10 protein-coding genes are annotated in these 12,292 nt (G+C 43.4%); 3 read left to right on the plus strand and 7 right to left on the minus strand.

What is annotated here, in order from left to right:
• The first annotated feature begins 226 nt into the window (after positions 1-226).
• Entirely contained in the window at positions 227-1,801 is a 1,575-nt protein-coding gene (gene rny / locus IGI77_RS00200) for a ribonuclease Y (protein ID WP_005232891.1), read from the plus strand.
• 297 nt (positions 1,802-2,098) lie between these two features.
• Here rny and treR read toward each other — a convergent pair whose 3' ends face one another.
• Genes treR through IGI77_RS00215 form a run of 3 tightly spaced genes read right to left on the minus strand, consistent with a single transcriptional unit; the run spans position 2,099 to position 6,162 of the window.
• Entirely contained in the window at positions 2,099-2,815 is a 717-nt protein-coding gene (gene treR, locus IGI77_RS00205) for a trehalose operon repressor (protein WP_005226457.1), read from the minus strand.
• A 54-nt stretch (positions 2,816-2,869) separates the two neighbouring features.
• Entirely contained in the window at positions 2,870-3,520 is a 651-nt protein-coding gene (gene pgmB / locus IGI77_RS00210; protein WP_005232889.1) for a beta-phosphoglucomutase, read from the minus strand.
• Positions 3,521-3,534: 14 nt separating this feature from the next.
• A complete protein-coding gene (locus tag IGI77_RS00215; protein ID WP_438769184.1) occupies positions 3,535-6,162 on the minus strand; it encodes a glycoside hydrolase family 65 protein in 2,628 nt (875 codons plus the stop codon).
• A 336-nt stretch (positions 6,163-6,498) separates the two neighbouring features.
• Between IGI77_RS00215 and treP the strand changes: the two genes are divergently transcribed.
• Positions 6,499-8,478: a PTS system trehalose-specific EIIBC component gene (gene treP, locus IGI77_RS00220; protein ID WP_010748496.1), complete on the plus strand. Its 1,980-nt coding sequence runs from the start codon at positions 6,499-6,501 to the stop codon at positions 8,476-8,478.
• A gap of 121 nt (positions 8,479-8,599) precedes the next feature.
• On the opposite strand, the gene IGI77_RS00225 is transcribed toward treP, so the two are convergent.
• Positions 8,600-9,973 (minus strand): MFS transporter, encoded by a 1,374-nt coding sequence (locus IGI77_RS00225; protein WP_438769185.1) that lies wholly within the window; start codon positions 9,971-9,973, stop codon positions 8,600-8,602.
• A gap of 258 nt (positions 9,974-10,231) precedes the next feature.
• On the opposite strand from IGI77_RS00225, the gene IGI77_RS00230 reads away from it, so the two are divergent.
• Complete coding sequence (locus IGI77_RS00230; protein WP_005226468.1) at positions 10,232-10,717, plus strand: hypothetical protein; 486 nt, start codon at positions 10,232-10,234, stop codon at positions 10,715-10,717.
• A gap of 292 nt (positions 10,718-11,009) precedes the next feature.
• Here the strand turns inward: IGI77_RS00230 and IGI77_RS00235 are convergent, their stop codons facing one another.
• Genes IGI77_RS00235 through IGI77_RS00245 form a run of 3 tightly spaced genes read right to left on the minus strand, consistent with a single transcriptional unit; the run spans position 11,010 to position 12,074 of the window.
• The gene (locus IGI77_RS00235) at positions 11,010-11,174 is read right to left on the minus strand and encodes a hypothetical protein (protein WP_005226470.1); all 165 of its coding nucleotides are present in this window, start codon (positions 11,172-11,174) and stop codon (positions 11,010-11,012) included.
• Positions 11,171-11,761, minus strand: coding sequence for a DUF1700 domain-containing protein (locus IGI77_RS00240; RefSeq protein WP_010748498.1), 591 nt, complete (start codon positions 11,759-11,761; stop codon positions 11,171-11,173). Before IGI77_RS00240 ends, IGI77_RS00235 begins: the two co-directional genes overlap by 4 nt.
• Positions 11,748-12,074 carry a PadR family transcriptional regulator gene (locus tag IGI77_RS00245; RefSeq protein ID WP_005226473.1) on the minus strand — a complete coding sequence of 109 codons (327 nt, stop codon included), beginning with the start codon at positions 12,072-12,074 and terminating at the stop codon, positions 11,748-11,750. Before IGI77_RS00245 ends, IGI77_RS00240 begins: the two co-directional genes overlap by 14 nt.
• Positions 12,075-12,292 lie beyond the last annotated feature (218 nt).

Raw genomic sequence — 12,292 nt, forward strand, 5'->3', positions numbered from 1 at the left:
CAACCTCGTTGTTTGGCTTTTTTGTGGCTTTTTGCTAGATTCGTCCATTGTTGAAAAAACATCCGTAAAAAGGAAGGGTTGCGAAAGTTTACTTTATTATTTAAAGTTGACACTCTTGGGTTCAAACATTAGAATAAACGTATGTGGATTTCCACATAAGAAGTAGCGAATTGATAATTTTGTTATCCTTTGTTAATCAAAATTACAAAATATTTAAAAAGATAGTATGGAGGTGGATTCATTGGAACTACTTTACATTCTCCTCGCTATCATCGGTTTAATTGTCGGTCTTGGATTAGGAGTTTATGTGACGAAATCTCGTCATGAGAAAGAAATCAACGGCGCCCAAAATTCTGCAGCTGGAATTATCGAAAGCGCTAAGAAAGAAGCAGAAACTCTTAAAAAAGAAGCATTGTTAGAAGCTAAGGAAGAAAATCAGAAGTATCGGTCAGAGATTGAAAGTGAGTTGAAAGAAAGCAAACTTGATTTAAAATCACAAGAAAATCGTTTACTCCAAAGAGAACAAGTTCTTGATCGTAAGGACGATTCTTTGGAAAAACGAGAACGCTCACTTGAAGATAAAGAAGGCAGACTTAGTGAGAAACAACAATTAATTGACGAGCGAGAAAAAGAAGTAGAAAACTTAATCGATGGACAACAGAAAGAATTAGAGCGCATCGCTGCGCTGTCTAGAGATGAAGCAAAAGAGTTGATCATGAAATCAACGGAAGAGGAATTGAACCATGAATTAACGATCATGGTCAAAGAATCTGAACAGCGTGCGAAGGAAGAAGCAGATCGAAAAGCAAAAAATCTCTTGTCCTTAGCAATCCAACGTTGTGCCGCAGACCAAGTGTCTGAAACCACGGTATCGGTCGTATCATTACCAAACGATGAGATGAAAGGTCGAATCATCGGAAGAGAAGGTCGGAACATTCGCACCCTTGAAACATTGACAGGGATCGATTTGATCATTGATGACACGCCAGAAGCAGTCGTCTTATCAGGATTTGATCCGATTCGCCGTGAAATTGCTCGTATGACCCTTGAAAAACTGATTCAAGACGGCCGGATCCATCCAGCTCGAATTGAAGAAATGGTCGAAAAATCTCGGAAAGAAATGGATGAGCATATTCGTGAATATGGGGAACAAGCAGCCTTTGAAGTCGGCGCCCACACCCTTCATCCAGACTTGATCAAGATTTTAGGTCGTTTGCGTTTCCGTACCAGCTACGGACAAAACGTCTTGAACCACTCGATCGAAGTCGCAAAACTAACCGGTGTTCTTGCCGCAGAATTAGGCGAAGATATCCAGTTAGCCAAACGTGCCGGACTCTTGCATGATATCGGGAAAGCCCTTGACCATGAAATTGAAGGCTCTCACGTTGAGATCGGGGCTGAGTTAGCTGCCAAATACAAAGAAAATGGTGTGGTGATCAATGCGATCGCTTCTCACCATGGAGATGTTGAAGCAACATCGGTTATCTCTGTTTTAGTTGCAGCCGCAGATGCCTTGTCAGCAGCCCGTCCAGGTGCCCGCAGCGAATCATTGGAAAATTATATTCGCCGCTTGCAAAACCTAGAAAATATCGCCAACGGCTTCAAAGGGGTCGATTCCAGTTTTGCAGTCCAAGCCGGACGTGAAGTCCGTGTAATGGTCAAACCAGAAGAGATTTCTGATTTGGATGCTGTACGATTGGTTCGCGACATCCGCAAGAAGATCGAAGACGATTTGGATTACCCAGGTCATATCAAAGTAACCGTTATTCGCGAGACCCGCGCAACGGATTACGCCAAATAGCAAGCAAAAGCAGTATCCTCTCAGAGGGTACTGCTTTTTTGTGTAGCTGATTGTCAATAAGGACGGCTGAGTTGTGCAAAATCGACTCTATTTCATCAGTCCCATAAATGATCGTGCCTTTTTTATTCGTCGGCAACAGAACAACGAACAAGCAAAAGGATGGCTCGATAGCGACAGAGGCGAAAAATGGGAGGATCGATCCAGTATTATCGATTGGGGGCTATTGAAAAACAAAACAGACCCAGACTTCTCGGGGAAGTCCAGGTCTGATTCATGTGTTTCACGTCTATACGTCCATCAAATCTTGCGTCGGCGGGCAAAGTCCACAAAGCGGAATTTATCCAGTCGGTGGATCGATTCGGTGTATTCAAAACAGCGCGTGTCTTCTAGATACACGAGGCTGCGAACCGTAACGACATGCTGATCTTCAGGACGCAGATCCATTAGATCCCGCAATTCTTTGTTGACGGGGTCAACAGTGATTTCTTTTTGTGCATAAGCGATCTCAAGGCCAAGATCATTTTCAAAGTAATCAAAGATCGATACTTTCGCTCGGTTTTCTGGCAACTCTTCGATGATAGAAGCATCAAGGTAATCTTTATCCAAAATCACCACTTCTCCATCGATTCTCCGCTGACGGATCAGTTTCCATGCCTCAGAGGCGACAGGCCAACCAGTAGTCTCGTGCAGCTTTGGCGAAACGGCGATCTTACGGATCTCGACAACCTTAGTTTCACTAGGAATGCGTTGGGTATCTTGCAGCTCTCGAAAACTCGTCAAGCCAGAAATCGGGAAATCAAAGCGATTCAAGTCTAAAACGATCGAACCTTTCCCTTGTTTCTTTTGGATATAACCAGCATCCCGCAATAAATTCAATGCCTTACGGACAGTCTCGCGGGAGACACCATAAGTTTTGATCAATTGGTTTTCGCTAGGCAGCAAAGAATGCGGAGGGTATTCGTTTGCTAGAATTTTTTGTTCTAAATCTAAAAATATTTCTTTGAACTTGTTCATCGGATTGCCCCCTCTTTGGCTATTATAGCGAGGCCAATTTGGAAATGCAATCGACTATTTCGCCAAAAGTTCGTCAATGTTTAGGTCCGTTAATTTTTCAACGATCACATCTGCACCGTGTAATTCTTCTCCTGAATAAACGCCTACCGCATACATACCAGCAGCTTTGATGCCGTCGATCCCAGCTTGAGCATCTTCAAAGCCAACTGCTTCTGCCGGTTCAATGCCTAGTGCCAGCGCTGCTTGGATAAAGATCTCTGGATCTGGTTTGCCTTTTTTCAAGGTTGCTGGGTCAACGATCGTATCAAAGTCTTGCATGACCCCAAGTTTGTCCAAAATAAACGGCGCATTTTTGGATGCCGAAGCGATCGCACAAGGAATGTTTTTTGCTTTGGCTTCATCAAGGAATGTCTTCACCCCTGGCAATAGATCATCAGGAGTCAAGCTTTGTAACAATTGTACATAGTGGGTATTTTTCTTCGTCGCTAACGCTTCTTTTTCGACTTCTGTGTAGGCATCATTTTTGTTGCCTAGGGTTAAGATTCGCTCTAAAGAGTCCATGCGGCTGATGCCTTTTAACTGCTCGTTGAACTTCAAATCGATCTCGATCCCGATCTCCGCAGCTAATTCTTTCCATGCAATGTAGTGGTATTTGGCCGTATCCGTGATAACGCCGTCTAAATCAAAAACAAATCCTTTTTTCATGTGTAACACTCCTTTTAGTAAGTAATCGTTGCTTCTTTCTTTGCTTCTAGAGAAACTTGTTGCCCATTCACTAAGATCGTGACTGGCTGATCAGCGGTGATCGTCAATGTTTCATGTGTAACATTCATTGCAAAGCGGGTGCCGCGAACTTCTAGCTGAAAGGCTAAGCTGTCCCAAGCTTTCGGCAAGTTTGGCGTGATCTGCAGCTGCTCTTCTCGAATATCGATCCCAGCAAAAGTGGTTAATGGAATAAACAACGTAGCAGCCATGACACCGGCGTGAATGCCTTCTGCTGTAGTCCCGCCTTGGATATCACGGTAATCAGAAGAGAGGGCTTCTTGGTATAATGACCAAGCCAACTCCTGATCATCTACCATTGCCGCCAACTGGGCATGAACGATGCGTGACAACGTCGAGCCGTGGGAGGTACGAGCCAAGTAATAATGGAGATTTTTTTCAATATAGTCTGTTGGCAGCTGGTAAGAAAGATCTGCCAAAATCTGATTGACTTGCTCTTTTGAGAAATTGTAGAAAATCATCAAACTATCCGCTTGTTTCGCGACTTTGTAGCTGTCAGCACTCTTGCCTTCAGCGTTCAAGATGCGGTCCATCCGATAGATGTTGCCATATTTCTCTTTGTAGTGAGCCCAATCCAGATCTTCCAGCTGGAAGTACCCTTCAAATTGTGCAATGATGCCTTCTGGATCGATCTCTAAGCCCAGCTTGGTACGAATATCTGCCATAGCAGCAATATCTGCAGGGGTTAAAGCCGTTTTCTCTAATACCGCCTGGAAGCTCTCTGCTGAAAGTTGTTGTTGAAGGTTCTCGATCTCTTCAAACAACCATACTACCATCATATTGGTATAGGCGTTGTTTTTCAAGCCGCCTTGTTCACTATTTGGGTAGCTTTCATGAAATTCATCTGGTCCCATGACTTTATCGATAAAGTAACGTTGAGCAGCATCATCCCAGGTGGCAGCACTTTGCCAGAAATGAGCGACTTCTAACATCAATTCTAACCCATATTGTTCCATGAAGACTCGATCTTGCGTGTTGTGCCAGTATTGCCAAATGTTATAAGCGATCGCTAAGGAGACATGGCGTTGCAAGCGACTGTGATCTTCTTTCCATTCGCCGCTGATAGGGTTCAAATGCAGTTCTTGGGATTGCTCACTGCCATCCAATCCTGATTGCCATGGGAACATGGCGCCTTGGTAGCCAGCTTTTTGGGCATCTTTTTTGGCAGCAGCTAAGCGGCGGTAGCGATACAGCAGAATTTCTTTGGCGGTGTCAGGAAAATGTAGAATGTAAAACGGTAAGATAAACAGTTCATCCCAGAAAATATGACCGCGATAGGCTTCACCATGTAGGCCACGGGCAGTGATACTGGCATCTAAGGACTCCTGATAAGCATTCGGTGCTGCGGAGACCAGCAGATGATACGTATGCAGATTCAGCATTTTTTGCGACATCAAGTCACCAGTGACTTCGATGGCCGCTTTTGCCCATAATTCAGCCCAGGCTTGTTTTGAGGCGGTATACATCGTCGCAAAATCAGGTAATGCTAAGGAAGAAAACGTAAATGCCGGTTGCGGCTCTTCTTGGCGATAAGCGGCAACAGTGACTGATTTTTCGACCCGATAAGTTTGTCCTTCCGTCACCTCAAGGGTTACTTGCTGACGGATGAGCTGGTCATTTGTTTCAGCTTGCAGCTCAGCCAATGGCAGGTCCTGTGAAAACAGTTCAGAGGATTGGACAACGGTAATCTGTGATTGGTTAGTGGTGACCACTAAATGCGCTTTGTTTTGTTCAGCTGCTGCCTCTTTCACGGTCAAATGCTGGTTGGTTAAACTACGGTAACGAGCGACGTTATAGTTATAGACCGATCCGTCGGCTTCACTGACGAAGGTAACGGTGCCAGAAAAGTTCAGCGGGGTAAACTGATAGACCAAGCTGTATTGGTGAACGTCTTGCATATTGGCGATCTTCTTCGTTTCGATTCGCAGACGCTTTTGTTTTTTGGTTTCAATTTCTGCCACTGATTGGAACAAGCCGGTCTTCAGATCCAATGTCCGTTTAAAGGAAAGGAGCTGATTGTTGGCGATATCGATCACTTCATCATCGATCTTTACGTACATTTTTTGCAGATTCGGTGCATTGACGAAGTCTTCATTGCTGATGGTATGACCAGAAACATCCGATTCCACCGTATTGTAAAGACTTGCTAAATACAGTCCTGGATAGTTCGCTTCACAAATGGTCATCTCAGGCGTTGTGCCTCGCAGCCCTAAATAGCCGTTACCGACGGTTAAAAGTGACTCCACCGAGTATTCATCTTTACCAGGGGTGTAGCCATAGTATTCGAGGCGCCAAGGAATTTCAGTACTTTTTTCTTCATACTGTTCTTTCGTAGTGCAAACAAAGGGACGATTTAATTTTTCTGTCAACCATTGGTCCAGTGAAAAAGTCCCTTCTTCATTCGTAAACACCAGCGATTCAGAGACGATCCCGCCACCTTCCATTTGCTGCAGCTGCGCGGTCAGTGCGGCAACGCGTTCACTGTCAGTCCCAGAAAACGGATAGGTCGTACCAGTTTGATCCGTTAACAGCCATTGTTCCTTAGATAATATAATCGTATTCACAGTAGTTGTCCTCCTCTAAACTTGTCTATACATGCAAAATGATTATAACGTAAATTGTAAGCTATTTCAATTTATCTAGCCTGTTTTTTTATTCTTTTTTGTCAAATAAACAGTAAATAAAGTTGTTGGCAATATTATTTTATATTAATGAAACATTTTAAAAAACGTTTATTTATCAAGGTTTTTATATGGTACCTTTGCTATTTGCTTGTATTGTTTATAGAAAAAGTAAAAAAAATTGGTTTGAAACGCTTGCAATATCAAAATTATCAAGTTATGATTAGTGCGTAATCAAAACATATATATACAAGTGGAGATGAAAGGGGTTTATTAATTATGGGAAAGTATCGTGATGATGCTGAGAAGCTGCTGGAATATGTTGGCGGCAAAGAAAATATCGCCGCAGTAACACATTGCGCGACACGGATGCGTTTTGTTTTGAACGATCAGTCAAAAGCAAACGAAAAGGCAATTGAAGAAATTCCAAGTGTCAAAGGAATGTTTACCAATGCGGGACAATTCCAAGTCATTATCGGCAATGATGTCTCAACGTTTTACAATGATTTTACCGATGTATCAGGAATAGAAGGTGTTTCTAAAGAACAAAGTAAAGCGATTGCAAAAAACAATCAAAATATCGTGCAACGAGCGATCGCTACGTTAGCTGAGATCTTTACCCCGTTATTACCAGCGATTATTGTCGGTGGTTTGATGCTAGGGCTGAGAAATTTCTTAGAAGGTGTACCGCTAGAAGCTCTAGGTGGACAAACCATTACACAAGCTTCTACTTTTTGGAACGGTGTCAACGGCTTTTTATGGCTGCCCTGTGAAGCCATCTTTCACTTTCTACCAGTAGGGATTACTTGGAGTATTACACGTAAGATGGGAACCACGCAAATATTAGGGATTGTTTTAGGGATTACATTGGTTTCACCGCAATTATTAAATGCTTATTCAGTAAGTTCAACTTCTGCTGCAGAAATTGCTCAAAATTATACGTGGGACTTCGGGTTCTTCACTATTGATAAAATTGGGTATCAAGCACAAGTGATCCCAGCAATGCTGGCAGGTTTCTTATTGGTTTATCTTGAAAGATTCTTCCGGAAATGGATTCCAGAAGCGGTTTCAATGATCTTCGTTCCATTGTTCTCATTGCTGCCAACTATTTTAGCAGCCCACATGGTGTTAGGTCCAATCGGTTGGCAAATCGGATCAGGCATTTCTTGGGTCGTAAATGCTGGCTTGACCTCACCATTAAACTGGTTATTTGGTTTCATTTTCGGTGGCTTGTATGCGCCTTTGGTTATTACCGGATTGCATCATACAACGCTAGCGATCGACTCTCAATTAGTAGCGGATTTTGGGACAACCAACCTTTGGCCAATGATCATGCTGTCAAATATTGCGCAAGGTACGGCAGTATTGGCGATTTGGTTCCTTCACCGTGGCAATAAAAAAGAAGAACAAGTCTCTGTTCCAGCAACGATTTCTGCTTACATGGGGGTTACTGAACCAGCGATGTTCGGGATCAATTTGAAATATGTTTACCCATTTGTCGCAGCAATGGTAGGTTCTGCCTTTGGTGGAATGCTGATCACTGCAACGAATACCCGTGCATTAGGTATTGGTGTAGGGGGACTGCCTGGCTTCTTATCATTTAAAATTGAAAACTATCCAATGGTCTTCATCTCAATGGCGGTGACGATTGCCATCACGTTTGTTTGCACCATCATCTTTAGAAAAGTTACCTTCTTAAATAAATTAGAACCGCAATTGGCTGCTGATACAGCTGCAGCAGCGGTTGTTGCACCAACGACGGCTGCACCGACAACTGCAGCCCCAGAAGCAGCACAAGTTTCAGAAGAAACCCTTTATGCTCCAGCTGATGGGAAAGTAGTTGCCATCACTGAAGTTTCTGATCCTGTCTTTTCTCAAAAAATGATGGGTGACGGCTTTGCTGTTCAGCCAACGAATGGAACGATTTATGCTCCTGTTGCAGGTACGATCTCTAGCATTTTTGAAACAAAGCATGCAATTGGGATTTTAACGCCTGGTGGCGCGGAAGTTCTTGTTCATATGGGCTTAGATACTGTGGAATTAAAAGGTGCGCCATTTGAGGTCCTTGTTTCTGAAGGTGACACGGTCACACCAGAAACGAAGATTGCAGTGATGGATCTAGATGCAGTGACCGCAGCTGGCAAACAGACAGATGTTTTAACAGTCATCACGAATGCCGAAAAAGTGCGTCAGCTTTCATTGACGACCACAGGCACAGTGACAGCCAAAACAGCGGTTGGTTCAGCTGAATTAAACTAAAAAAATAATCCGTTTCCGAGAGCGCCCTTTGACTAAGAAGGGGGATCGGAAGCGGATTTTTTTATGGCCGCCCTCAAGGGAGAGCGGCTTTTGTCTTGGTTTTCAATGGGTAAAGCCGCAGTTAGCTGACGGCTTTTTTGTCGGTGCTTTTGCGGAAGTAGTTGATCGTTAATAGGAAAGTCAGTAAGACTAAGGCCCACAAAAAGAATAAGGCGATTTGAGAGCCGATGACCGTCCCTTGGGTGTAATCGGTCGCCGCATTTTGTGCCAAATTGATAATGGTCGCCACCACAGCCGTCGCCACTGCACCAGAAAATTGCTGTAGCGTATTAAAGATCGCATTACCGTCCGCGTACAACGCAGGAGTCAGCTTGTTTAAGCCGGTGGTCATCATATTGCTGTAGGCTAAGCCGATCCCGATCATGTAAAAGACATGTCCAGCAACTAGGCTCCAAATGAAAGGCGAACGCAAAACGAGGGCTAAGGCAAGCCAACCGATGGCAATCAACGTCAAACCAGACAGGATCGGTTTTTTCGGTCCAACTTTATCCAGCAACCGACCAGAGATCGGCGCAAGGATCGCCCCGATCGCCGCCCCAGGAAGCATAACTAATCCTGCAGTAAAGGCATCTTTTCCCAAGACGAGTTGGACAAAGTTCGGCAAGACAAAGGAAATGCCCAGTAAAAGGAACTGACAAACAAGAAAGCCAAACAGAAACAAACTGAAGCTGCGGTTTTTCAAAACAGCCAAACGAATCAAAGGGTTCGGGCCTTTTGAGCGTTGATAAAACAAGCCAGCACCAATGAAACCGAAAATCAGCGGCAGTAGACTCGCTAAGGTGCCTACTTGATTCAAGAACAATAAGAAGCCGCTGAACATCAAGACGATTCCTAATACACTCAGTAAATCCAGGGAAGTGTCTTTTGCCCCAGCCGTTTTAGGGATCGAGTAAAGGCCGAGTACTAGGGAGATCAGCAAGACTGGGATCAAGAAAAGAAAGATCGCATTCCAAGACCAATGGGCGGTCAATAAGCCCCCATATGTCGGTCCGATCGCTGGAGCGATGGAAGTGGTCAAATTCCCTAAGCCGATTGCCGCTCCCCGTTTTTCAAAGGGGGAGTAAGTCAAAATGATGTGGAACATCAAAGGCAGTGCGATCCCTGTGCTGGCACCTTGGAAAAAGCGGCCAATCAGCAAAATGGCAAACGTCGGCGATAAAAAGTCGATCACCAAGCCAACAAGGAAAAAGGCGTTGGCAGCTAGAAACAAGGTTCTCAATGAGAAGCGTTTCAAAAGGTAGGTCGATATTGGGACAATGATGGAGATGACCAGTAAGTAGATGGTCGTCACCCATTGAACATCGGATGTTGAAAGCGTAAATTGATCGATCAATGTCGGAAACGTTACATTCATGGCTGTTTCAATCAGCACACCTGCAAATGACATCAATCCGGTTGCGAGGATCGCCCCCACGAGTTTTTTGTTGTTTTCCATATTCTCACCTCTAAAAATTCGCAAAAAAAGAGACCGTTTCTATTCTCATAGAAACCGCCTCTCTCTCGACAAGCGAACCCGCTTGTTATCTGTACGATTTAATCTATCGCTATTCTACTGACTTCATAAGAAAGTGTCAAGAGAAGTGGATAAAAAAATAGCAAAAAACTTTTTTGAAAGTTTTCAAACTTTTACTTACACGAAAAATTTTCTTCTGCTAGAATAGTCGAGTACGAAAAAGAGAAAGGAAGTTGTTACATGCCCATCAATAAAAAAGAAAGTTTGATCTATACGACACTTATGTGTATTTTCATGGTGTATTTTATGAGTGTTTATAACCTCATGTTTCAAGTCGGTGTTTCGGCATTGGCATTCCAATTGGCGTGGAATGAATTGCCATTAGCCCTTTGTGTCGCCTTTATTTTGGATTGGTTCATTGTTTCTGGTCCGGCAAAAGGTTTGGCGTTTCGATTTTTGGACCATCAATCAGCTACTTGGAAAAAAATCGGTTTGATTTCTTCATTGATGATCGCCGGCATGGTGATCTGTATGTCACTCTTTGGTGCGTTGATGCACCCAAACCCTGATCACTCGGTGTTCGTCAATTGGCTAAGCAACATTGGGAAAAATGTGATCGTCGCATTGCCGTTGCAATTGTTCATTGCAGGTCCAATCGTTCGCCGGGTGTTTCGCGCCTTGTTTCCTATTGGCACTGTGCAAGAACAGCCAGTACTAGGGGAATAATCGATCATTAGAAAAAACGTACTGCAGACAGGTTCTGCCAAGGTTAGCTAAAACAGCTGGCTTGGCGATACCTGGACTTGCGGCACGTTTTTTTGCTTTTATAGACAGCAAAAAAACCCATAGGATGGTATGGGTTTTTTTGGTTACCCTATGAAATAGGATACAGGATGTACCTATATAGTAATATGGTTCCCTCAAAAAGAGAAGTTCAATTTTTTCACCGATACATGAAATTAATGCAAATTGCTAGTTTTTCTGACGAAAAAATCAACTTATAATTATTTTCCGTCTGTTATTCCGTATAGAAACCAACGAGTTGATACCAGCGACGATGCTCAATATGGTAGGCATCAGGTGAGTAGCCTGACATTGAAAAACCGATAAAGGTGATGACCAGTCCGAGAATAATAAACAACAGACTGAGAAAAACGAAAAAGCGCTTATTGATTTTGATCATAGGACTGCCTTCTTTCGATAGTTTTGAACAAATGATTTCGGCCAAACGACAAGGGAGTGGGTAAGACGTGAAAAAGGTCGGCTCATACTATAAGTGGCGATCAGGCAAAGCAGCCCTAAACCAAATAAGAAAATCCCCATGCCTAACTGACTTAAAAAGAGATAGAAACCATCCGCCATCAGCATGGGACTTAAGACAACGCTGGCGATCCCACCGATAAACGTAGTGACACCAATCATGCCAGTGGTGAAAGGCACACACCAGATGATTATTAAAAAGCTTAGGATCAGCAAAGCGGCACTTAACAAGAGGCTGCCCCACAATGGGAAGCCCAGTACTAAAATCAAGAGCAAAAAGGGATGAAAGCGGCGGGGAATCTCTACTACGACCTCTTCCGTTTCGGTAACTGCTTGGATCAGTTCTTTTGGGGAGCCAAGGCGTGCCACGGCTTCTTCTTCGGTGTATCCTTCTTCCATCAAATCTTCGATCATCTCGTCATAATAGTTGATCAGCTGATGAATCTCGCTAGGTCTGACTTTTTCAGATAATTCCGCAGCCAATGCCTTGATAAAATCAACTCTGTTCATCTAATGTTCCTCCTTTAATAAATCGCTGGATCAATGTCAATTGGGGCCAGTCGTTGGTTAAAAAATCGTCGATCCGCTGTTTTCCGATTTTGGTCAAGCGGTAATATTTTCGGGTCCGTCCTTGATGGCTTTTATTATAAGTCTCAACCGCTCGGCTGGCTTCTAAGCGCTTCAAGATAGGATAGAGCGTTGATTCTGAGATTGGCAGTAAAGGAGATATGTTTTTGACTAATTCATAGCCATAAGAGTCACCATGCTGCAAATAAGCCAAAACACAAATTTCCAATAATCCTTTTTTTAATTGGGCATCCAAAGGCTCTCCTCCTGTTCATACTCATACTATACATTACATAGTATCATTCCACAAGCAGCACCAGTCAAAATCAGCCTTAAGTCTGAGCACCATAAGACAACAAGAGTTTCTTTAATAAAATGGTCAAAAATAAAAAATAAAATTAAGAAAATCGGCGGAAAGTATAGGTTAACGTGCTCTTTTTTGTTAAAGTAGAAGTATAAAGATTACTTTCAGTA

Source organism: Enterococcus sp. DIV0213h (genome assembly GCF_051711285.1).
GTDB classification, from domain to species: Bacteria; Bacillota; Bacilli; order Lactobacillales; family Enterococcaceae; genus Enterococcus_D; species Enterococcus_D casseliflavus.